Origin of the sequence: Planococcus halocryophilus, assembly GCF_022489025.1 — a bacterium.
GTDB lineage: Bacteria > Bacillota > Bacilli > Bacillales_A > Planococcaceae > Planococcus > Planococcus halocryophilus_A.
On sequence record NZ_JAKVTG010000001.1, the window covers coordinates 442,911 to 464,537 of the forward strand.

The 21,627-nt window shown below is 39.7% G+C and carries 25 protein-coding genes; all 25 read left to right on the forward strand.

From position 1 onward, the window contains the following. The first annotated feature begins 11 nt into the window (after positions 1-11). The 25 genes from MLE13_RS02140 to aroA all read left to right on the forward strand — a co-directional run bounded on the left by MLE13_RS02140 (position 12) and on the right by aroA (position 21,579). Positions 12-644 carry a CBS domain-containing protein gene (locus tag MLE13_RS02140; protein ID WP_240747800.1) on the forward strand — a complete coding sequence of 211 codons (633 nt, stop codon included), beginning with the start codon at positions 12-14 and terminating at the stop codon, positions 642-644. A gap of 65 nt (positions 645-709) precedes the next feature. Beyond that, positions 710-1,462 (forward strand): metallophosphoesterase, encoded by a 753-nt coding sequence (locus tag MLE13_RS02145; protein ID WP_240747801.1) that lies wholly within the window; start codon positions 710-712, stop codon positions 1,460-1,462. A gap of 73 nt (positions 1,463-1,535) precedes the next feature. Next, positions 1,536-2,504 carry a YpdA family putative bacillithiol disulfide reductase gene (locus MLE13_RS02150; protein WP_240747802.1) on the forward strand — a complete coding sequence of 323 codons (969 nt, stop codon included), beginning with the start codon at positions 1,536-1,538 and terminating at the stop codon, positions 2,502-2,504. Positions 2,505-2,569: 65 nt separating this feature from the next. Beyond that, positions 2,570-3,538: an asparaginase gene (locus tag MLE13_RS02155; RefSeq protein ID WP_240747803.1), complete on the forward strand. Its 969-nt coding sequence runs from the start codon at positions 2,570-2,572 to the stop codon at positions 3,536-3,538. Positions 3,539-3,622: 84 nt separating this feature from the next. After that, positions 3,623-4,312 (forward strand): glutamic-type intramembrane protease PrsW, encoded by a 690-nt coding sequence (prsW, locus tag MLE13_RS02160; protein WP_240747804.1) that lies wholly within the window; start codon positions 3,623-3,625, stop codon positions 4,310-4,312. An 82-nt stretch (positions 4,313-4,394) separates the two neighbouring features. Further along, positions 4,395-5,069 (forward strand): (d)CMP kinase, encoded by a 675-nt coding sequence (gene cmk / locus MLE13_RS02165; protein ID WP_240747805.1) that lies wholly within the window; start codon positions 4,395-4,397, stop codon positions 5,067-5,069. Position 5,070: 1 nt separating this feature from the next. Further along, positions 5,071-5,661 (forward strand): lysophospholipid acyltransferase family protein, encoded by a 591-nt coding sequence (locus MLE13_RS02170; protein ID WP_240747806.1) that lies wholly within the window; start codon positions 5,071-5,073, stop codon positions 5,659-5,661. A 68-nt stretch (positions 5,662-5,729) separates the two neighbouring features. Then, positions 5,730-6,875 (forward strand): 30S ribosomal protein S1, encoded by a 1,146-nt coding sequence (gene rpsA, locus MLE13_RS02175; protein WP_240747807.1) that lies wholly within the window; start codon positions 5,730-5,732, stop codon positions 6,873-6,875. A gap of 22 nt (positions 6,876-6,897) precedes the next feature. Continuing rightward, positions 6,898-7,932 (forward strand): type 2 isopentenyl-diphosphate Delta-isomerase, encoded by a 1,035-nt coding sequence (fni, locus tag MLE13_RS02180; RefSeq protein WP_276323771.1) that lies wholly within the window; start codon positions 6,898-6,900, stop codon positions 7,930-7,932. 93 nt (positions 7,933-8,025) lie between these two features. After that, positions 8,026-9,336, forward strand: coding sequence for a ribosome biogenesis GTPase Der (gene der, locus MLE13_RS02185; RefSeq protein WP_008497802.1), 1,311 nt, complete (start codon positions 8,026-8,028; stop codon positions 9,334-9,336). A 20-nt stretch (positions 9,337-9,356) separates the two neighbouring features. Next, positions 9,357-10,376, forward strand: coding sequence for an NAD(P)H-dependent glycerol-3-phosphate dehydrogenase (locus MLE13_RS02190; protein WP_240747809.1), 1,020 nt, complete (start codon positions 9,357-9,359; stop codon positions 10,374-10,376). A gap of 87 nt (positions 10,377-10,463) precedes the next feature. Continuing rightward, entirely contained in the window at positions 10,464-10,667 is a 204-nt protein-coding gene (locus MLE13_RS02195; protein WP_008431005.1) for a DUF2768 domain-containing protein, read from the forward strand. Positions 10,668-10,677: 10 nt separating this feature from the next. Then, the gene (locus MLE13_RS02200; RefSeq protein ID WP_240747810.1) at positions 10,678-11,388 is read left to right on the forward strand and encodes a hypothetical protein; all 711 of its coding nucleotides are present in this window, start codon (positions 10,678-10,680) and stop codon (positions 11,386-11,388) included. A gap of 173 nt (positions 11,389-11,561) precedes the next feature. Next, the gene (locus MLE13_RS02205) at positions 11,562-11,834 is read left to right on the forward strand and encodes an HU family DNA-binding protein (protein ID WP_006829858.1); all 273 of its coding nucleotides are present in this window, start codon (positions 11,562-11,564) and stop codon (positions 11,832-11,834) included. A gap of 630 nt (positions 11,835-12,464) precedes the next feature. After that, complete coding sequence (folE, locus tag MLE13_RS02210; RefSeq protein ID WP_346429145.1) at positions 12,465-13,049, forward strand: GTP cyclohydrolase I FolE; 585 nt, start codon at positions 12,465-12,467, stop codon at positions 13,047-13,049. Between the two features lie 21 nt (positions 13,050-13,070). Further along, positions 13,071-13,292: a trp RNA-binding attenuation protein MtrB gene (mtrB, locus tag MLE13_RS02215; protein ID WP_006829861.1), complete on the forward strand. Its 222-nt coding sequence runs from the start codon at positions 13,071-13,073 to the stop codon at positions 13,290-13,292. A 76-nt stretch (positions 13,293-13,368) separates the two neighbouring features. After that, positions 13,369-14,145, forward strand: coding sequence for a heptaprenyl diphosphate synthase component 1 (locus tag MLE13_RS02220; protein WP_240747811.1), 777 nt, complete (start codon positions 13,369-13,371; stop codon positions 14,143-14,145). A 5-nt stretch (positions 14,146-14,150) separates the two neighbouring features. After that, entirely contained in the window at positions 14,151-14,855 is a 705-nt protein-coding gene (locus tag MLE13_RS02225) for a demethylmenaquinone methyltransferase (RefSeq protein WP_240747812.1), read from the forward strand. Between the two features lie 17 nt (positions 14,856-14,872). Next, entirely contained in the window at positions 14,873-15,847 is a 975-nt protein-coding gene (gene hepT / locus MLE13_RS02230) for a heptaprenyl diphosphate synthase component II (RefSeq protein ID WP_240747813.1), read from the forward strand. A gap of 85 nt (positions 15,848-15,932) precedes the next feature. Beyond that, a complete protein-coding gene (gene ndk, locus MLE13_RS02235; protein ID WP_008431013.1) occupies positions 15,933-16,379 on the forward strand; it encodes a nucleoside-diphosphate kinase in 447 nt (148 codons plus the stop codon). 183 nt (positions 16,380-16,562) lie between these two features. Further along, complete coding sequence (aroC, locus tag MLE13_RS02240) at positions 16,563-17,735, forward strand: chorismate synthase (protein WP_240747814.1); 1,173 nt, start codon at positions 16,563-16,565, stop codon at positions 17,733-17,735. Between the two features lie 2 nt (positions 17,736-17,737). Then, positions 17,738-18,811, forward strand: coding sequence for a 3-dehydroquinate synthase (gene aroB / locus MLE13_RS02245; RefSeq protein WP_240747815.1), 1,074 nt, complete (start codon positions 17,738-17,740; stop codon positions 18,809-18,811). Continuing rightward, positions 18,811-19,194, forward strand: a complete 384-nt coding sequence (gene aroH, locus MLE13_RS02250) for a chorismate mutase (RefSeq protein ID WP_240747816.1) — start codon at positions 18,811-18,813, stop codon at positions 19,192-19,194. The genes aroB and aroH overlap by 1 nt, the downstream gene beginning before the upstream one ends. Then, the gene (locus MLE13_RS02255; protein ID WP_240747817.1) at positions 19,191-20,279 is read left to right on the forward strand and encodes a prephenate dehydrogenase; all 1,089 of its coding nucleotides are present in this window, start codon (positions 19,191-19,193) and stop codon (positions 20,277-20,279) included. Before aroH ends, MLE13_RS02255 begins: the two co-directional genes overlap by 4 nt. Positions 20,280-20,295: 16 nt before the next feature. Then, positions 20,296-21,579 carry a 3-phosphoshikimate 1-carboxyvinyltransferase gene (aroA, locus tag MLE13_RS02260; RefSeq protein WP_240747818.1) on the forward strand — a complete coding sequence of 428 codons (1,284 nt, stop codon included), beginning with the start codon at positions 20,296-20,298 and terminating at the stop codon, positions 21,577-21,579. Positions 21,580-21,627: the final 48 nt, after the last annotated feature.

The following is a 21,627-nucleotide window of genomic DNA, read 5'->3' on the forward strand; positions in this document are numbered from 1 at the left end:
GGGGCGAATAGATGTTTGTTAAAAGCGTAATGGTGAAAAGAGAAAAATGTTATACAGTGAAATTAGAAGATTCAGTACAAGTAGGTTTCGATCTACTAGAAAAGCACACAATTGATGCTTTGCCAGTAGTAGATGGAACAGAGTACAAAGGGATCTTTACTTGGTACCATGCATATCGTGCGTTTTTCTATTCAGGAAAAACTAAAGAAGAATTTATCAGTTCCACTAAAGTGAGCGACGTAGTTGTAAACCAGGAAGTCCACTTAACAATTAACGATGTTTACGAAAAAGCGTTAGTTGAACTAAATGATTTTCCGATTATCGCAGTAGTTGATAAAGGTCAATTTTTAGGAATCGTTACTCGTTTTGATATCGTTAACCAATTGCAAAGTGCATTTGGGATAGATAAACCGGGATTCCGAATTACTTTTACTTCCGTAGAATCAGAAGGTCGTATTGGCCGCTTAGGAGAAATTATTGAGAAATACAAAGAATCTGTAATCTCTTTAGTTACTTTTGATGAGACGAATAAAATGGTTCGGCGCATAGTATTAAAGGTTGAAAAGAAAGACAATATTGCTCGTTTTGTAAAAGAACTTGAGAAATCAGGCTTCCGAGTATTGGATATTGCAGAAGACGAATAGTAGAATGAAAGAAAAACATAAGCCTGGCTTATGTTTTTTTCTTCTTTTATGAAAGGAAACTCCACATGAAATATTTAATGCGAATTGGATTCGTAGCATTGTCAATGCTCCTGTACATGGCACGAAATGCTGTTTCAGAAAACCTGATTAAAAAGACAATCAAACTGCCTGCAACCAGAGCTTTTGAGCCATTTAACTTGCTTTTTATTGCGGACATTCACCGCAGAAATATAAAAGTAGACTTAATCAATTTTCCTGTAGATATTATCGTCATTGGTGGAGATTTAGTTGAAAAAGGCGTGCCACTGGAACGAGTAGCCAACAATATTAAAAACTTACGATCTCATGCCCCTGTTTACTTTGTCTGGGGAAATAATGACCGAGAAGTAGATGAGGAGGCACTCAGAAAGATTTTTAAACAATACGACGTGATTGTGTTAGATGATAAATCTGTTCTGCTGTTTAACAATCCACAATTGAAGTTGGTTGGGCTAGATCATTTCGCCTATAAACCTGATGGATTAAAAAATGCATTCAGTGAAGTGAAAGAACAAGACACAGTAGTGTTTGTTTCACATACACCAGTTGATTTTTGGAAGATAAAAGCCCCGTATTCAGCCGATTTGCTGCTTGCCGGTCATACGCATGGCGGTCAAATACGTGTTGGACCTTTTGGGATGTTCAAAAAAGGTGCGATAAAATATAAAAACGATCGAATTGAACTAATCACGAATGGGTTTGGTACTACGACATTACATCTACGGTTAGGTGCGCCAGCAGAATATCATTTGCTAACAATTGCTCCTAAACGGATATGAACGAATAAAATTTGGCAAATAAAGTAGAAGTCCTTTATGCTTATATAAGGATTAAATACAGGAGATGTTTTAAATGGAATATGTAGATGCTCTTATTATCGGAGGCGGTCCTTGCGGTTTGTCGGCTGCGATTGAATTGGAGAAAAAGGGATTGCATACGACCGTAATTGAGAAAGGCAACATCGTCAATGCTATTTTCAATTACCCAACGCATCAAACTTTTTTCAGTACAAGTGAAAAACTATCGATAGGTGACGTGCCTTTTATTATTGAAGGTCGTAAGCCAAAAAGAAACCAAGCTCTAGTGTATTACCGAGAAGTTGTTAAAAGAAGTGGTATTCAAGTGCGACCTTTCGAAACGGTTGAACAGGTTGAAAAGGACGACCTTTTTAAAATCACGACGTCAAAAGGTCAATATCAAGCAAAATATGTTATCGCTGCGACAGGATATTATGATCAACCGAATAAACTTGAAGTAGAAGGCGCAAATTTACCGAAAGTGATGCATTATTTTAAGGAAGGACACCCTTATTTTGATCAGGATGTCTTAGTAATCGGTGGCAAAAATTCGGCTGTAGATGCTGCATTAGCCTTACACAAAGCTGGAAGCAGAGTGACAGTGTCTTATCATGGTACGAGCTATTCTAAAAGCATTAAACCATGGATTTTACCGGAATTTGATGGTTTAGTGAGAAAAGGCGAAATCACAATGTTATTCGATTCAATGGTCGATCGAATTACAGATGACAATGTTGAGTTAACAGTCAATGATCAAAAAGAAACGATCCCCAATCAGTTTGTTTTTGCGATGATTGGTTATCACCCAGACCATAAGTTTTTAACATCTATGGGTATTGCTATTGATCAGGCATCGGGTAGACCAACTTTTGATGAGCAAACAATGGAAACCGATGTAGATAATTTATACATTGCTGGCGTTATAGCAGCAGGAAATAATGCTAACGAAATTTTTATTGAAAATGGGCGCTTTCATGGACAGCAAATTGCGGAAGCTATTGCAAAAAAAGAAGGCACAGCATAATTGTGCCTTCTTTTTATCGTCTTACATAAATGTACTATTTTTTAATCTAGAAGGGGAGTTTGGGTATGAAGAAAAAAGTATCACTAATTACGACAGGCGGAACAATTGCCAGTCGAGAAATTTCAAATGGGCTATTAAAGTCGGGAGCGATTTCAGGAGAAGAATTAGCTGAGCTTTGTCAGCTTCCAGAAGAAATCGAAGTAAAAGTAGTCGATGTCTTCCAGTTGCCGAGTATGCATATTGGTTTTGAACAAATGATGGAAATTAGACAAGCTATTCTTAAAGAATTACAAGACCCTGAAGTTGAAGGAGTCGTTGTAACGCACGGAACAGATACGTTAGAAGAAACAGCGTACTTTTTGGATTTAACAATTGATGATGATCGTACAGTGGTTATTACAGGGTCTCAGCGATCTCCAGAAGAAGTTGGTACAGATGTTTACTCAAATCTGCAGAACTCCATATACGTAGCGGTAGACCCAAATCTGCGAGGGATTGGAGCTGTTGTAGTATTTAACGAACGTATATATAGCGCTAAATACGTTAAAAAAGTTCATTCTAGTAATTTACAAGGTTTTGATTCGTTTGGGCATGGTTATCTTGGTATTATTGATAACGATACGGTGCGTATTTATCAGAAACCGGTGATGCATGAAGTACATATAGTGAAAGGTCGATTGCCACGTGTTGATATTATTAAATGTCATTCGGGGCAGGATGGTTTTTTAATTGACCAACTAGTAACAGGACCATCAGAAGGAATTGTTTTAGAAGCTGCGGGTAGAGGGCAAGTATCTCCGCATATGGTAGACGCAATTGATCATGCGATAAAACAGGGCATTCCAGTAGTGTTAACAACTAGTGCTGAAGAAGGAAATACCTATCCGGCATATAGTTATCCAGGTAGTGCTCATGATTTATTGACTCGTGGCGTGATTCTTGGTAGTGATTACGACAGTAAAAAAGCACGTATAAAGCTTTCTGTATTGTTATCCACTCAAAACGTGATTCAAGCAAATGCTTTTGAAAGATAAAATTGGAATAAGTGTTAAGCGCGAAGTGAAAAATAGATACATGAGTATGAGTAAACAGTGTAATCCAATTAAAGGGGTACGCGTATGATTATTTTACTAACGGTAGCAATAGCCCCCGGTCTAGCGCTTTTTAGTTACTTTTATTTGCGTGATCAATTTTCTGGGGAACCATCGAAGCTGCTGTTTCAAAGCTTTGTATATGGGGCAGTTTTAACATTTCCAATTCTCTTCGTTCAATATGTGTTTGATGCTGAAGGTGTTTTTACGAATAGGTTTATACAAAATGTTGTGTTTTCCAGTATTATTGAAGAATTTTTCAAATGGTTAGTATTATTAATAGCTGTTTATCGCCACGTTGATTTTGAAGACCCGTATGACGGAATTTTATACGGTGCTAGCGTTTCTCTCGGGTTTGCAACAATTGAGAATATACTATACATATTGGAATTTGGTTTGCAAACGGCATTTATACGGGCTTTTTTGCCGGTATCAAGTCATGCGTTATTCGGGGTGGTCATGGGTTATTATTTTGGGAAAGCCAAATTTAGCAAAAGCGGCACGAGGAGACGATGGATTGGTTGGGCGATTGTTAGCACAGTAATTCTTCATCTTGCATATAATTCGAGTTTGTACATTTACGATAATATTGTGTACGGAGCAATTCCGTTCATGCTTTTCTTATGGTGGTTTGGACTTCGAAAGGCAAAGCAAGCTCATCAACTTTCGTTGTCACACTATAGCGATCAAAATTCGTCGGGGCAATCAGAAGATTAAAGTAAATACTAAAAAAGTCTTACATATGAAGACTTTTTTTTTATGTTAAAATATGATGAATACTTAGGATGAGGTGACTATTTTGATGAAACCGATACAAATAGCAATCGATGGCCCGGCCGCTGCTGGAAAAAGCACGATCGCAAAAATTGTAGCAGAAAAATTGGGCTATGTTTACATCGATACCGGTGCTATGTACCGTGCTATTACGATGAAAGCTTTAGCAGAAGGCATTAATATGGCTAGCAATGAAGAAGCTGGAAAATTATTGGCGGAAACTGAAATTGACTTGCAACCGTCTGAAGATGGCCAATTAGTCTTTCTCGATAAAAATAATGTAACTGAAGCAATTCGTTCGCAAAATGTAACGAAAGCGGTGTCAGAAATGGCCGCGCATGAATTGGTGCGTATGCGTATGGTCGAACTGCAACAACAATTGGCTGAAGGCCGTGGAGTTGTCATGGACGGCCGAGATATTGGAACGCATGTCCTTCCGGATGCTGTATTAAAAGTATTTATGTCCGCAACAGTGGAAGAACGAGCGAGAAGACGATTTGTGGAAAATCAAAAAAGAGATATTGTGACGTCGCTTGAAGAACTTCAAGCCGAAATTGCCAAGCGAGATAAAATGGACAGTGAACGTGAAGTGGCACCATTGCGGCAGGCAGATGATGCTATCTATTTGGACACGACGTCTTTGACTATTGAACAAGCTGCACAAGAAATATTGAAATTGGCTGAAGAGAGGTTGATTTAAAGTGAATTTATATGCATTTGGCAAAGGACTTGTAAAAACAGTATTAAGTCCTCTTTACCGGTTTGAAGTAATTGGCAAAGAGAATTTTCCAAAAAATGGCGGTATTCTTCTATGTTCGAATCATATCAATGCTTTAGATCCACCCGTTGTTGGAATGACTGCTCCTCGAACAGTGCATTTTATGGCAAAAGAAGAACTATTCAATGCGCCAATTCTCGGATCGATTTTGCCAAAAGTAAATGCTTTTCCTGTAAAGCGTGGCATGAGTGATCGTGAAGCTCTTCGAACTGCATTAAAAATATTAAAAAACGGTGATGTGGTTGGGCTGTTTCCAGAAGGAACACGTTCAACGGATGGCGTATTAAAGAAAGGTCTTAGTGGAGCAGGCTTTTTTGCATTAAGAGGCAATGCGGATGTCATGCCATGTGCGATTATCGGACCTTATAAGGCATTCAGGAAAGTACGAGTTGTTTACGGTGAACCAATCCTCATGGCACCTTTTCGTGAGCGAAAAGCCTCGGCAGAAGAAGTGACTGAAGTCATTATGGCAAGTATTCAAAAGATATTAGATGACTATTCAGTCAATAAGTGATAATTTTTGTTTTTATTAGAGAATTCGAATAAAATAGAAGGTGGATAGTTTGTGAAGGAGGGCTACTTATGTCAGAGGAAACGAATAAGATGGAAAACCGTGACTTCCAAACAGGAGATCGCGTTAAAGGGGTAGTAGCAAAAATTGAAGAAAAAGCAGTTACGGTAACGATTGAAGGGGCGCCATTTGATGGCATCATTCCGATTAGTGAGTTATCTAGCTTACACATTGAAAAAGCCTCAGATTCAGTTCAAGTTGGAGATGAATTAGAGTTAATCATTACTAAAGTAGAAGATGAAAATTTTGTTTTATCTAAACGTAAAGTGGATGCAGAACAAGCATGGGATGATTTGGAAACGAAATTTGAATCAGGCGAAATTATCGAAGCCGAAGTAAAAGATGTTGTTAAAGGCGGTTTAGTTGTCGACTTAGGCGTACGTGGATTTGTTCCAGCTTCGCTAGTTGAAGACTATTTTGTCGAGTCTTTTGAAGATTATAAAGGAAAAGAACTGACATTTAAAATCGTCGAAATGGAAAAAGAAAATAATCGATTAATCCTTTCTCATCGTGCAGTTGTTGAGAAGGAAAAAGAATCGCAAAAAGAACAAGTCATGGATAAAATTCATGCCGGTGATGAGTTAACAGGTAAAGTGCAACGCATTGCGTCATTTGGTGCTTTTGTTGATATTGGAGGAGTTGATGGACTTGTCCATATTTCTCAGCTATCACATGAACATGTAGAAAAAGTTTCTGACGTGGTAACAGAAGGCCAAGAAGTAACTGTGAAAGTTTTATCTGTTGATCGCGATTCTGAACGAATTTCGTTATCGATTAAAGATACGCTTCCTGGGCCGTGGGATGCTATCGACGAAAAAGCGCCAAAAGGATCTGTTCATACAGGGACCGTTAAGCGCTTAGTTAGCTATGGTGCATTTGTGGAAGTTTTACCTGGAGTAGAAGGATTGGTTCATATTTCGCAGATTGCACATAAACATATCGCAACGCCAAATGAAGTATTAACAGAAGGCGAAAAAGTAGAAGTTAAAATTTTAGAAGTCAATAAAGCTGATAAACGCCTGTCTCTAAGCATTAAAGAATTGCAGGAGAAACAAGGCGAGCAAGATTTCTCGAATTACGATATGCCTGAAGAGTCATCTGGTTTCTCAATCAGTGACGTCATTGGTGATAAACTAAAAGGGTTTAAGTCGGAATAAGATGTCGAGAGCTGAACGTAAAATGGATCATATACAGTTTGCTTTATCTACAGGACAAAGCAAAAAGAACATGTTCGATGATATTCGTTTTGTTCACCAAGCATTGCCTAATTCTGCGGTATCCGATATTTGCATAAAACCAAAAACAGGTGATTTGAATTTAGAATCACCTGTTTTTATTAATGCAATGACTGGTGGAGGTGGACAAGACACTCAAAAGTTGAATGGTCTTTTAGCTCGTGTTGCTCGGGAGACGGGAATAGCTATGGCAGTTGGATCTCAAATGGCTGCGCTTAAAAATGCGACTGAGAGACAATCATACGCTGTAGTCAGGAAAGAAAATCCGGATGGTATATTTTTCAGTAACCTTGGAAGTGAAGCAACTGTGCAACAAGCAAAGGACGCAGTCGAAATGATCGAAGCCAATGCACTGCAAATTCACTTAAATGTTGTACAAGAATTAACGATGCCAGAAGGAGACCGTGACTTTCGGGGTGCACTTGAGCGTATTCAAGCCATTGTAGAAGGAGTCAAGGTCCCTGTAATCGTAAAAGAGACCGGATTTGGTATATCACGTGAAACGGCAGTGAAATTAAGTGATTTTGACATTTCAGCGATAGATGTCAGTGGCTTTGGAGGAACAAATTTTGCCTCTATTGAAAACGAGCGACGCCAAAAAAAATTATCTTATTTTGAAGACTGGGGTATTCCGACCGCGCCAGCAATTGTTGAAGTAAAAAGTGTTTTTGATAAAACAGTGCTTGCTTCTGGAGGAATACAAGATGCTCGAGACATGGTAAAGGCATTTTTGCTAGGAGCAGATGCGGTAGGTTTAGCTGGCTCATTTTTAAAAATCGCGATGCAAGAAGGCGAAAAGCAGCTGATTTCGGAGATTCACTCTTTGTATGAAGATTTGGCTATGATGATGACAGCGTTAGGCGCTAAAAACTTAATGGAACTACAGAAATGTCCTGCAATAATAACGGGAGAATTGGCACAATATTTAACTGCCAGAGGCTTTAATCCAGCTTCTTATGCAGGTGTTACGAAAAACTGAATATTGCACAATTAAAGGGGATGGACATTTAACAGATGACATCGCCTTTTTCGTGTATAATAGGCATATCAGAAGTGGAAGGATGAATTTATTATGTCAAAACCGGTAGTAGCAATAGTTGGCCGGCCGAACGTTGGTAAGTCCACGATTTTCAATCGCGTGGTAGGAGAACGGGTTTCAATTGTGGAAGATATTCCAGGAGTGACGCGTGACCGTATTTACAGTTCGGCAGATTGGCTGACACACGAATTCAATATTATAGATACAGGCGGGATCGATCTTCGTGACGAACCGTTTCTTGAACAAATCCGTCAACAAGCAGAAATTGCTATGGACGAAGCAGATGTTATTATTTTTCTTGTAAATGGACGCGATGGCGTCACTACGCAAGACGAACAAGTGGCAAGAATTTTATATAAGACGAAAAAACCAGTTATTTTAGCTGTCAATAAAATTGATAATCCTGATATGCGTCACATGATCTATGATTTTTATACATTAGGAATGGGTGAACCTTTCCCACTTTCTGGGTCTCACGGTTTAGGATTAGGGGATTTGTTGGATGAAGTTGCTAAAAACTTCCCGAAAGACGACGATGAAGAATATCCTGACAATGTCATAAAATTCTCATTAATCGGCCGTCCAAATGTTGGTAAATCTTCTCTTGTAAATTCATTTTTAGGTGAAGAGCGTGTTATTGTCAGTGAAGTGGCAGGGACAACGCGCGATGCTATTGATACGCAATATGAGTACAATGAGCAACCGTACGTTATTATCGATACTGCGGGTATGCGTAAAAAAGGGAAAGTTTATGAAACAACTGAAAAATACAGTGTATTACGAGCTTTGCGCGCTATTGAACGCTCAGACGTTGTTTTAGTGGTCTTGAACGCAGAAGAAGGCATTCAAGAACAAGATAAAAAAATTGCAGGATATGCACATGAAGCGGGTAAAGCTGTCATTATTATTGTCAATAAGTGGGATGCCGTTGAAAAAGACGAAAAAACCATGAATGTCATGACACGTAAAATTCGCGAACATTTCTTGTTTTTAGATTATGCACCAATTATGTTTGTTTCGGCAATAAGCGGCAAGCGCGTGCATAATATTTTAGAAATTGTTAACAAAGTGAACGATAACCATTCAAGACGTATTCAATCGAGTATCTTAAACGAAGTTATTGAAGATGCAGTTGCTATGAACCCAGCACCATCGGATAAAGGTCGTCGTTTGCGTCTTTATTATGCAACACAAGTGGCTATCAAACCACCAACATTTGTTGTCTTCGTGAACGATCCCGAAATGATGCACTTTAGTTATGAACGTTTCTTACAAAACCGAATTCGCGAAAGCTTCGATTTTGAAGGAACTCCTCTTCGTCTAATAACGAGAGCTCGTACTTAAGGTAAAGGTGGTTTTAGCTTATGGAAAAAGTTTCTGTATTTGGAGCAGGAAGCTGGGGGACTGCGCTGAGCTATGTATTGGCTCAAAACGGTCATGATTTATTGCTTTGGACACATCGTCAAGAGCAAGCTGATGAAATCAACCAGCATACAAATAAACGCTATTTAAAAGATACTCAACTTCCGGAAAGTCTAAAGGCGACAAGTGATTTGCCACAGGCGGTTGAGCACGGTGATATTTTTGTATTGGCTGTTCCGACAAAAGCTATTCGTGAAGTTTGTCAAGAAATTAAAAAAAATCTCAACCGTAAAATTTTGTTTGTGCATGTTTCCAAAGGAATTGAACCGGATTCGTTGAAACGTATTAGTGAAATGATTCGTGAAGAAATTCCGGAACAATGGATTGAGGAAGTAGTTGTATTATCTGGACCAAGCCACGCGGAAGAAGTAGTTCAAGAGCATCCGACAACGGTTACAGCTGCTTGTGAGAATACAGCGGCAGCTGTGCGAATTCAGGATCTGTTTATGAATAATTATTTCCGTGTTTACACAAATACTGATGTAATCGGTGTTGAAATTGGTGGAGCCTTAAAAAATATCATCGCATTAGCTGTCGGAATTACAGACGGACTAGAGTTTGGTGACAATGCAAAGGCAGCTATTATGACACGTGGGCTAGCGGAAATCGCCCGTCTCGGTGTCAAAATGGGAGCGACTCCTCTAACATTCTCGGGCTTGACTGGTGTAGGTGATTTGATTGTGACGTGCACAAGTGTGCATTCACGCAATTGGCGAGCAGGGAATATGTTAGGCAAAGGAAAATCATTAGACGAAGTGCTTGAAGAAATGGGCATGGTTGTCGAAGGAATCCGGACGACGAAAGCTGCTTATCAGCTTTCAGAAGCGTATGATGTGCCTATGCCAATTACAGCTGCTCTTTATTCGGTACTTTTTGATAATGTGTCGACAGATGACGCAGTTGGAAAATTGATGAGACGCACGAAAAAGAACGAAATGGAAGACTTAGTCGACTTGCTATAATTGTCACAAAAGAAGAGGATGCTTAAGGCAGACTCTTCTTTTTTTATGCTATACTATGGACTGAAACACTACGAAAGGCGGGCAATTATGAGTGCTTTAGACAAAATGTGGGTATCATTTGCCGGAATTCTTTTTTTACTACTTTCAATGGGTCTAATCTATTTAAGTAGATACAAATTGCAAAATGGCATTCTTAAATTTATTTTTGCGCTAGTTGCATATATTTTGCTGATTCTTGGATTTTTCATCATGATATTCACGGTATTCAGCGGACCGACTGGTGGCGCTTGAGGTGAAAAAAATGAAAAAAATAGTAATGTTGTTTTTATTGTTGTTAACGATTGGAGTTCTGACGGCTTGTGGCTATCCGCAAAGCGAGAGAGCTGAAAATCAAGTTCCGTATGAAGACCAATTAATCACTGTGCAAAATGCTGTAAATCAGTATAGAAATGCGACAGGTGGTTTGTTACCGATTAAAACTCGGGATATGGATATAGATCAATATATTAAATATCCTATCGATTTTTCAAAAATTGTTCCTGCATATACTGCAGAAATACCGACCAATGCATTTGAAATGGGCGGAATTTTTCAATATGTATTAGTAGATGTTGAAGAGAATCCAACGGTAAAACTGGTTGATTTAAAAGCTGCAGATGCGATTCGATCAGTGAACGTACGAAAAAGTGCAAATGGAGGAAAAGCTCCAATCGCTGAAATATTGGCAGATAATGTCTATAAATTTAATCATAAAGCAATGGGATTCTCAGAAGAACCAACTGTAGTTAGCCCTTATAGCGGTAGAAACTTACCAATGGTCATTACGGGAAGTGGAGACGTCTATATTGATTATGCCATGGACCTTTTTACAGAGCTTCAAGAGTATGAGGGAGAGCTAGAACCTGGTCAGGATATTCGATTTATTTTGTATGAAGACTATCCGGTACTCCCGGCTTATTCACTTCCATACACCATAAACGAAGAAAATGAACCGATATTTTTAACAGAGTAAAAAACCTTGATTTAACGCGTTTTTGATAGAAATAGCTGCTTTTTAGAAAATTTTGTTAGCATTTGATATGTTTATTGGAAAAGTGGGTTGTTTGTTGTTGCTATGCGATTTTCGATGTGATACTCTTTTTACAGGATTGATGGTTGCATCCCCTTTGAGAGGAGGTGAATAGCATGAACAAAACAGAATTAGTGAACTCTGTTGCTGAAGCAGCTGAACTTTCTCGTAAAGACGCTGCCAAAGCAGTTGACGCTGCATTTGAGACGATTCAAGACGCTTTAACTAAAGGTGAAAAAGTACAGTTGATCGGATTCGGTAACTTTGAAGTACGCGAACGCGCGGCCCGCAAAGGACGTAACCCGCAAACTGGTGCTGAAATCGAGATCGCTGCAAGCAAAGTTCCTGCATTTAAGCCAGGTAAAGCGCTTAAAGACGCAGTGAAGTAAGCTTTAGCCTCTGTACATAGGATGACTTTTGCGAGACACAATCTTGCAAAAGTCATCCTTTTTTTGAGCCAACAATTTTGCGAAACACCCGCGCGTATGCTACGATTCATGTGAGAAAAGCGAAGGGAGCCGTCTTAGCCCCGACAGGCATAAGGCAGGATGACGAAGCGGCGTTTTTTCAGCCGCACAGTCAGCATGCCTTATGACCCCGAGGGGCTGGCTCCCATAGCTAGACAGTGAGAAAAGCGGAGGGAGCCGTCTTAGCCCCGACAGGCATAAGGCAGGATGACGAAGCGGCGTTTTTTCAGCCGCACAGTCAGCATGCCTTATGACCCCGAGGGGCTGGCTCCCATAGCTAGACAGTGAGAAAAACGGAAGCGGTCGTTTTGCTCCGACAGGCATAAGACGGATTGGCGAAACGGCGTTTTTCAGCCGTCAAGCCAAAATGACTTATGACCCGAGGAGCAGACCGCTGAAGCTAGACAGAGAAAAGCGGAGGGAGCCGTCTCAGGCTCTTGAAGTTTTAGATTGATACAAATGTACGTAAAAGTAAATTGAGCTAAAAAACATATGAGCAGCCATCTTGCTGCCAAACAAATAACCGATTCGTCTTCAACAGGGGGAAGCAGAGTGATAGATGTGAAAACACAAAAAGTAGATCTTGATAAAATCGAGCAAGCGGTCTCGATGATTTTAGAAGCAGTTGGAGAAGACACAAGTCGGGAAGGGTTACAAGATACACCGAAAAGGGTAGCTAAGATGTATGCGGAAGTATTTTCTGGATTAAAAGAAGATCCAAAAGAATATTTTAAAACTGTTTTTCATGAAGGTCATGAAGAATTAGTACTTGTCAAAGATATCCCGTTCTATTCGATGTGTGAACATCACCTTGTGCCGTTTTTCGGTAAAGCGCACATTGCTTATATTCCTCGCGATGGAGTCGTAACGGGATTAAGTAAATTGGCTCGTGCGGTAGAAACGGTTTCAAAACGTCCGCAGCTTCAAGAGCGTATTACATCGTCGATTGCTGAGTCTTTAATGGAAACCTTAAATCCACATGGCGTTTATGTCATGGTTGAAGCAGAACACATGTGTATGACGATGAGAGGGATTAAGAAGCCAGGAGCGAAAACAGTGACAGCTGTTTCACGAGGGATTCTTGAAACCGATGCGGTTAAGCGTTCAGAAATAATTACTTACATCAATATGAATTAAAACTATAAAGTAGGTGCGAGAATGGCTCAGACAGAATATATTATTATCCGTGCTCAAGAAGATGGCGTAAACGTTATTGGGTTGACTCGAGGGAACGATACAAAATTTCACCATACTGAAAAATTGGATAAAGGCGAAGTGATGATTGCCCAATTTACTGAACACACTTCAGCTATGAAAATCCGTGGCAAAGCGGAGATTCATTCTGCCCATGGTATCGTTGAAAGTGAAGCTAAAAAATAAACGATATTGATGAAGGCAAGGCTATGCCTGTGATATACTGATGTAGTATGGCTAAATCATGAATGGAGCAAGCAGTATGAAGGGACATCAAATACAATCGAAAATCATCTCAATGGAAATCGAGGTCTTGAATGCTGTGCGACAGCGGACGCTCGATCAATTTACAGAAGGTCCCTCTGTCAAAGAGTCCCGTTTGTTTTTTTTACTATTGCCTTTTTTCAGCGGGAAAACTTGGTCGCCGGATATTGAAGCCTCTGCAAAAACGGTTTCCATTGTTTATGCCGCATTACATGCCCATGATCAAATAAAAGAGGATGCTCCCATTATTAAAGAACAACAGCTAACCGTATTAGCTGGAGACTTATACAGTGGAATATATTATCAAATGTTAGTGAACGCTAAAAATATTTCGATGGTCCAGCAATTGGCATCAGCTATTATAAAAGTGAGTGAAAGCAAAACCTCCTTTTTTGAAGAGGAATTTCGAACGGTAGAAGAAATTGAAAAAGCCATTACCGTTATTGAAACTGAACTTTTAATGTCTTTTTATACATTCTATGGCTATACCGAATATGCACCACTGGCAAAACAAGCCTTGCTGTATATACGTTATGCTGAAGAACTAAAACGACTGCAATCTAAAAATTATTCGCATTTTCTACGAGAGCTAAACACAAATCTAGTCCATGAAAATTATACGAAATATTGGCTAACGGAAAAGTTGGATAGCCTGCATGAACAGATTTTGGCGTCGATCGCTGATTGTGCACTAGATTATGAATTGGCACAATTTCTGCTCCATCAAATAACCCCGCACCAGCATAGAGCTGAGCAGCTGACCCGAGAAGGATGACTGATATGCCTAAAACGAAAGAACAGAGAGTCCACGAAGTATTCGAAAAAATATCTGAGAACTACGATCAAATGAATTCGGTGATAAGTTTTCAACAACATAATAAATGGCGTGAAGATACGATGTCTAAAATGCAGGTGCCAAAAGGTGCCGCAGCTATCGATGTTTGCTGTGGAACGGCTGATTGGACGATTGCATTAGGGAAAGCAGTAGGCGAAACCGGACAAGTGATTGGACTGGACTTTAGTCAAAACATGTTGAATGTTGGCCATGACAAAACAAAGGATATGCCGCAAATCGAATTGATCCAAGGAAATGCAATGTCCTTGCCATACCCCGACAATTCGTTTGATTTTGCGACAATCGGTTTTGGATTACGCAATGTGCCAGATTACCGTCAAGTGCTTGCTGAAATGCACCGTGTGTTAAAACCAGGTGGAATGATTGCTTGCTTAGAAACATCTCAACCTGAAAATATGATTTTCAAACCTTTCTTTAGAATGTATTTCCGATTCATTATGCCGGCTTTTGGTAAACTCTTCGCTAAAAGTTACAACGAATATTCTTGGTTACAGGAGTCAGCAAAAACGTTTCCGGGCATGAAACAATTAGCAAAACTGTTTGCTGAAGTCGGATTTGAAAAAGTTAAATACAAGCCTTATACAGGAGGCGCCGCCGCCCTCCATTTAGGAATAAAAAAAGTAAACTAGCGGGAGAAGGATTTTAAGTGGAAAAGATGAAGTTGAAGTTGCTCTATTCCGATCTTAAACCGGAACTAGAAATGATCGAGAAAGAATTGGAACAGGCAGTGGATTCCGAATCTCTCCTTTTAAATGATGCGTCTCTTCATTTATTGCAGGCCGGAGGGAAAAGAATCCGACCTGTTTTTGTTTTGCTTGCAGGAAAATTTGGAAATTATGATATCGATGTGATGAAACAAGTTGCTGTGCCACTCGAGCTGATTCATATGGCGTCTCTCGTTCACGATGACGTTATAGATGATTCGGAAATCCGTAGAGGCCAACCAACCGTTAAAGCGCAGTGGAATAATAGTGTAGCGATGTACACAGGTGATTTTATTTTGGCGCGAGCACTGGAACACATTACTAAAATTGAATCTCCGCGTGTGCATGAAATTTTATCTAAAACCTTAATTGAAGTTTGCCGAGGCGAAATTATTCAAATCCAAGACAAATATAGACTAGATCAAAATTTACGTGATTATTTCCGGCGTATTAAACGGAAAACAGCATTGTTGATTTCTTCTAGTTGCGAACTGGGAGCTCTTGTTTCCGGAACCGATGAAAAGACTGCAGCGCATTTGCGACGTTTTGGTTACTTTATCGGAATGTCATTTCAAATTATTGACGATATCTTGGATTTTACTTCTACAGACGAAGAATTGGGCAAACCTGCGGGTAGCGATTTTATTCAAGGGAACATAACTTTGCCGATTTTATGTGCACGAAAAGATCCTGAACTTTATGCGATGTTAAAAGCGAATTTGAATAAGGGTCTTTCTAACGAAGAGCGTTTTAAAGTAGTTGAAGCAATACGCAATAGTTCAGGAATCGAAGAAGCAAAAGAAATGAGTGAACGTTACTTACAAAAGGCTTTGCGTGAACTTTCGTTCTTGCCAAAAGGGCAAGGCGTAAAAACGATGCGCAAAATTGCTTTCTTTATTGGGAAACGAAAATTTTAAGTTGCTAGTTGACAAATGACTCGACAATGATAGTATTTTTTAAGGTGGGCAAAAAGCCCGAGCTTTTAATAGAGGAGTGTTTACATTGGAAAAAACATTTTTAATGGTTAAACCAGATGGCGTTCAACGCAACGTAATCGGAGAAATCGTCGCACGTTTCGAGAAAAAAGGATATCATTTAGCAGGTGCTAAATTAATGCAAATCCCTACTGAATTGGCTGAAGAGCATTACGGCGAGCACAAAGAACGCCCATTCTTCGGTGAATTAGTAGAATTCATCACTTCAGGTCCTGTATTCGCAATGGTTTGGGAAGGCGAAAACGTTATTTTGACTGCACGTCAAATGATGGGCGCTACTAATCCTAAAGATGCAGCTCCAGGAACAATCCGTGGAGACTTCGCAGTAACTGTTGGTAAAAACATGATTCACGGTTCGGATTCTGCTGAAAGTGCAGAACGCGAAATCGGCTTATTCTTCAAAGAAGAAGAGTTAGTATCATATGAAAAAACAATGAACAGCTGGGTTAACTAATTTACCCTTTAAAAAGCCGTCCCTTTTGGGGCGGCTTTTTTGTTGAATATGAATAATTGATGAAGATAAAAATTTTCAATTGATTGAAGTTTCACTTTAAGTGATTTTAATATAGAATTGAAGAAATGCCTTATGGTATAGTGATACATAAATACTTTAGCACGTTGAAGGGAGAAAGTGTAAATGCGTTATTTAACAGCAGGAGAATCACACGGTCCGCAATTGACTGCCATCATAGAGGGGTTGCCGGCGCAGTTGCCTTTAACGGCAGAAATGATTAATAAAGAATTAAAAAGACGCCAAGGCGGACACGGACGCGGTAGAAGAATGCAAATCGAGAAAGATACGGTTGAAATTGTTTCTGGCGTTCGACACGGTAAAACATTAGGTTCTCCTGTCGCTTTAGTCGTCAAAAATGACGATTGGAAGCATTGGACATCTATTATGGGCATTGAACCAATTGAAGAAACAGAAGAAGTGAAACGTCAAATAGCACGTCCACGCCCAGGTCACGCCGATTTAAACGGCGGGATGAAATATGGTCACCGTGACCTTCGTAATGTCTTAGAACGTTCGTCAGCGCGTGAAACAACTGTGCGAGTAGCGGTAGGAGCAGTTGCGAAGCAATTACTAGCAGAACTTGGCATCAAAATTGTTTCTCACGTTACGGAAATTGGAGGCATAAAAGTTAATCCTGAAAGTTATATTGGGAAATCAGCAGATGAAATTCGCGAAATTGTTGAAAATGATGCTGTTTATTGTGCTGATCCATCAGTGACAAAAGAAATGACTGATTTAATCGATCAAACGAAAAAAAATGGTGACTCTATTGGGGGCACAGTAGAAGTTATTGTAGAAGGTATGCCAGCAGGTATTGGCAGCTATGTCCATTATGATCGAAAATTAGATGCCAAACTCGCTGCGGCTATTATGAGTATTAACGCTTTTAAAGGTGTCGAGTTCGGATTAGGATTTGAAATGGCGAGAAAACCTGGCAGTGAAGTCCATGATGAAATTTTATGGGACGAAGAAAATGGCTATACACGTAATACCAATAATCTTGGTGGTTTCGAGGGTGGTATGACTTCGGGTATGCCGATTATTGTAAGAGGTGTGATGAAGCCAATCCCAACTTTATATAAACCACTAAAAAGTGTAGATATTGAAACAAAAGAACCGTTCCAAGCAAGCATTGAACGTTCAGATAGTTGTGCGGTTCCAGCAGCTTCGATTGTGGCTGAACACGTTGTAGCTTGGGAAGTGGCAAATGCATTATTAGATCAGTTTGATGCTGATCAAATGCCGCGTTTAGTTGATAACTTGAAAAACTATATGAATTACACGAAGGAGTTTTAAGCATGAAGCAATTGCAAGTCGAAGCTGATCATCCTTATCTTGTTCATATTGGTGCCGGAGCATTCGATTTGTTTGCGGATACTTATCGCCCTTTACTAGATGCAGCTGACCGAATTGTGGTTATCGCAGATGAAAAAGTGGCAGATCTTCATTTACAATATTTGTTGAATTATTTAACGGATTGGGATATTCGTGTATTAACGATTCCTGCCGGAGAAAGTGCGAAATCTGTGGAGACCTTTATGGCCTGCCACAGCTTTCTACTATCTGAAAGCTGTTCACGAAATTCATTGTTGTTAGCATTTGGCGGAGGAGCTACTGGAGATGTTGTAGGGTTTGTCGCTTCAACATTTATGCGGGGCATTCCTTTTATTCAGCTTCCGACGACGATTTTGGCACATGATAGCGCAGTAGGCGGAAAAACAGCAATCAATCACGAGCTAGGTAAGAATATGATAGGTACATTTTATCAGCCTAAAGCTGTTTTATATGACAGTGGATTATTGACCACTTTACCATCTGGAGAAGTTCGATCTGGCATGGCCGAAGTGATCAAACATGCTTTTATATCTAATGAACAGTGGCTATCAGAACTATTAGCTATCGACGATTTTAGTCTTCTGACAGAAGAAGAGTTGAATCTTCATTTAGAAAAAGGAATTGCTGTAAAAGCGGCGATTGTTGAAGAAGATGAATTTGAAGGTGGCGTTCGGAAGTACTTGAATTTTGGCCATACATTAGCACATGCTCTAGAAGGTCATTTAGGCTACGGTAAAATTACACATGGCGAAGCGGTCGTTCTTGGCATGTCCTATGCATTATTATTATCAGACCATAAGAAATCGGAACAATTTATCCAGTGGGCTAAGGTAAATGACTATCCGCTTTACTTGTTGAACGAAATTAAGTTTGAAGCATTATTGCCTTATATGAAAAAAGACAAAAAGTCATCAAGAGGGGACCTGAATTTTGTTCTTCTTGAAGAAACAGGTCATCCATATGTGGACAAAGTAGATGAACAGCGTGCATTTGCAGCATACGAAAAATTAGTTTTACAGATAGGAGAAGTGATTTGATGATACGTGGAGTAAGAGGTGCAATTACGGTTTCTGCAGATCAGGCTGAAGAAGTGCTAAAAGAAACAAAACGTCTAGTTTTGGAAATGGCCAAAGAAAACAAAATTGAACCAGACGATGTCGCATCAGTCATCATTTCAACGACAACTGATATTTCGTCCGCTTTTCCTGCAAAAGCTGTGCGAACAATAGACAATTGGAATTATGTGCCGGTTATGTGCACGCATGAAATGGATGTTCCTGGCAGTATGCCCTTATGCATTCGAGTCATGATGCACGTTAATACAGAGCTAGAACAGAAGAAAATTCATCATGTCTATTTAAATGAAGCGACGAAACTGCGTCCGGACCTATCAGCAAAAAGCCAGGTGATTTCAAAGTGACCAAACACATACTAATCATTGGATTAGGATTGATCGGTGGATCATTGGCAAAAGCGCTTCAGCGTAACAAAGATATCCACGTGGCAGGCTATGATGCAAGTGCGTTAACAGCGCGAAAAGCTTTTAAGATGGGCATCATACATAGTTCACCGCCATCACTTGAGCAAGCTGCTGCAGAAGCAGATGTCATTGTTTTTGCCACACCAGTTGGTGCAACGATCAAGTTGATGGAGCAAAGTAAGTACTGGAATTTAAAAGACGATGTTATTTTGACTGACACTGGTAGTACAAAATTGCAAATCATGGAAGCTTCTAAAAAGCTGAAGCACCTTTTTATTGGCGGTCATCCGATGGCGGGTTCACATAAAAGTGGCGTAGAAGCTGCAAAAGAAGTTTTATTTGAAAATGCATTTTATATTTTAACGCCTGACGAAAAGACAGATGAAAAAAGTCTTCAATTACTTAAAGATTTATTGTCTGTAACAAAAGCTAAAATCAAAGTGCTAGCAGCTGAAGAGCACGACCATATGACAGCTGTAGTAAGTCACTTCCCGCACTTAATCGCAGCTTCACTTGTTCATCAATTAGATCAAGAAGATAAATTCCCTTTTGCGCGGCAATTGGCTGCTGGTGGTTTTCGAGACACTACGCGTATTGCATCGGCAAATCCAGAAATGTGGCGAGATATCACAACTCAAAATAACGCCATGATTGTTCATCAATTAGACAACTGGATGCAACAAATGGAACAGTTAAAAGAAATGCTTCAAACAAATGATCCAGAACCCATTGAACAATTTTTCAATCACGCAAAAATTGTGAGAGATGAGCTCCCGATTGCTGGTCACGGGGCAATGTTCTCTGTATTTGATTTATACATAGACATACCAGATGTACCGGGAATTATTTCGGAGCTGACGGGTTATTTAGCTGAAGAACAAATCAGCATTGTCAACATTCGAATTTTAGAAACACGCGAAGACGTATTTGGTATTCTGGTCATTAGTTTTCAAACAAACGAAGACCGTACACGTGCACAAAAATGTATTTCAACACGAACAGTTTACGATACATATATTTCCTGAGAGGATGGATGACTCCATGGCATTATCGTTAGCATTTAAAAAACCAAGCTTAAAAGGTAGCATACAAGTTCCGGGAGATAAATCTATTTCTCATCGGGCTATCATGTTCGGATCAATCGCAACAGGTAAAACAACAGTAGAAGGCTTTCTTATGGGAGACGATTGTTTAAGTACAATTTCTTGTTTTAGAAAACTGGGTGTGCAAATCGATGTAGCAGACGATTTAGTCACCATTCAAAGCGAAGGTGAAGCGTTTTGGAAAGAGCCTTCTGAAGTGTTGGATACAGGGAATTCTGGAACGACTACCCGCTTAATGCTTGGACTATTAGCAAGTACATCTTTTCATTCTGTAATGGCTGGAGATGAGTCAATTGCTAAACGTCCTATGAAACGCATTATCAATCCACTTCGTGAAATGGGTGCGGATATTCGAGGACGTCATGATGGACAATATACACCATTAGCCGTTCAAGGAACTCAATTAACAGCAATTGACTATACATTGCCGGTTGCTAGTGCGCAAGTAAAGTCAGCTATTCTTCTAGCGGCTCTAAAAGCGGATGGTCAAACGATCATTCATGAACCTATCGCATCTCGTGATCATACCGAAATTATGTTGGAACACTTTGGTGCTACGGTTAACCGTGAAGATCACGTCATTAAGCTTGAAGGCGGACAAAAGTTGACGGCAGCTCACGTTCAAGTTCCTGGAGACATTTCGTCTGCAGCGTTTATGATTGGAGCGGCTTTGATTACAGAAGATAGTAAAGTAACGCTAACAAATGTTGGTATTAACCCCACACGTACAGGCATTTTAGATGTAGTCGAAAAAATGGGTGCTGTTATTGAAATAGAAGAAAATGATACAGAAGGTGAGCGTTCAGCTGACTTAACCATTTATTCGAGCGCATTGAAAGGAACCGAAATTAGTGGTGATTTAATTCCGCGTTTAATCGATGAAATTCCTTTAATTGCTTTGATTGCAACGCAAGCCGAAGGAACGACTGTGATTAAGGATGCTGAAGAGTTGCGAGTAAAAGAAACAGATCGTATTGCCGCAGTTGTGACCGAATTGTCAAAAATGGGAGCAAATATTGAAGCAACCGAAGATGGCATGATTATTCACGGCCCAACCGTTTTATCGGGTGCTGAAATGACTTCTTACGGAGATCACCGTCTTGGTATGATGGCAGCGATTGCTGCTTTAGTAGCATCAGATGAAGTTGCGATTGACGACCCGGAATGCATTTCAATTTCGTATCCGAACTTTTTTGAACAACTGAATTTACTGACAAATTAACTCTCCAAATGGAGAGTTTTTTTATTATGATAATAGCTGCATTTCGTG

Excerpts from the sequence above, each read along its gene's own strand:
- MLE13_RS02140 (WP_240747800.1), top strand. The coding sequence starts at position 12 with ATGTTTGTTAAAAGCGTAATGGTGAAAAGAGAAAAATGTTATACAGTG.
- MLE13_RS02145 (WP_240747801.1), top strand. The coding sequence starts at position 710 with ATGAAATATTTAATGCGAATTGGATTCGTAGCATTGTCAATGCTCCTG.
- MLE13_RS02150 (WP_240747802.1), top strand. The coding sequence starts at position 1,536 with ATGGAATATGTAGATGCTCTTATTATCGGAGGCGGTCCTTGCGGTTTG.
- MLE13_RS02155 (WP_240747803.1), top strand. The coding sequence starts at position 2,570 with ATGAAGAAAAAAGTATCACTAATTACGACAGGCGGAACAATTGCCAGT.
- prsW (WP_240747804.1), top strand. The coding sequence starts at position 3,623 with ATGATTATTTTACTAACGGTAGCAATAGCCCCCGGTCTAGCGCTTTTT.
- rpsA (WP_240747807.1), top strand. The coding sequence starts at position 5,730 with ATGTCAGAGGAAACGAATAAGATGGAAAACCGTGACTTCCAAACAGGA.
- fni (WP_276323771.1), top strand. The coding sequence starts at position 6,898 with ATGGATCATATACAGTTTGCTTTATCTACAGGACAAAGCAAAAAGAAC.
- der (WP_008497802.1), top strand. The coding sequence starts at position 8,026 with ATGTCAAAACCGGTAGTAGCAATAGTTGGCCGGCCGAACGTTGGTAAG.
- MLE13_RS02190 (WP_240747809.1), top strand. The coding sequence starts at position 9,357 with ATGGAAAAAGTTTCTGTATTTGGAGCAGGAAGCTGGGGGACTGCGCTG.
- MLE13_RS02195 (WP_008431005.1), top strand. The coding sequence starts at position 10,464 with ATGAGTGCTTTAGACAAAATGTGGGTATCATTTGCCGGAATTCTTTTT.
- MLE13_RS02200 (WP_240747810.1), top strand. The coding sequence starts at position 10,678 with ATGAAAAAAATAGTAATGTTGTTTTTATTGTTGTTAACGATTGGAGTT.
- MLE13_RS02205 (WP_006829858.1), top strand. The coding sequence starts at position 11,562 with ATGAACAAAACAGAATTAGTGAACTCTGTTGCTGAAGCAGCTGAACTT.
- mtrB (WP_006829861.1), top strand. The coding sequence starts at position 13,071 with ATGGCTCAGACAGAATATATTATTATCCGTGCTCAAGAAGATGGCGTA.
- MLE13_RS02220 (WP_240747811.1), top strand. The coding sequence starts at position 13,369 with ATGAAGGGACATCAAATACAATCGAAAATCATCTCAATGGAAATCGAG.
- MLE13_RS02225 (WP_240747812.1), top strand. The coding sequence starts at position 14,151 with ATGCCTAAAACGAAAGAACAGAGAGTCCACGAAGTATTCGAAAAAATA.
- aroC (WP_240747814.1), top strand. The coding sequence starts at position 16,563 with ATGCGTTATTTAACAGCAGGAGAATCACACGGTCCGCAATTGACTGCC.
- aroB (WP_240747815.1), top strand. The coding sequence starts at position 17,738 with ATGAAGCAATTGCAAGTCGAAGCTGATCATCCTTATCTTGTTCATATT.
- aroH (WP_240747816.1), top strand. The coding sequence starts at position 18,811 with ATGATACGTGGAGTAAGAGGTGCAATTACGGTTTCTGCAGATCAGGCT.
- aroA (WP_240747818.1), top strand. The coding sequence starts at position 20,296 with ATGGCATTATCGTTAGCATTTAAAAAACCAAGCTTAAAAGGTAGCATA.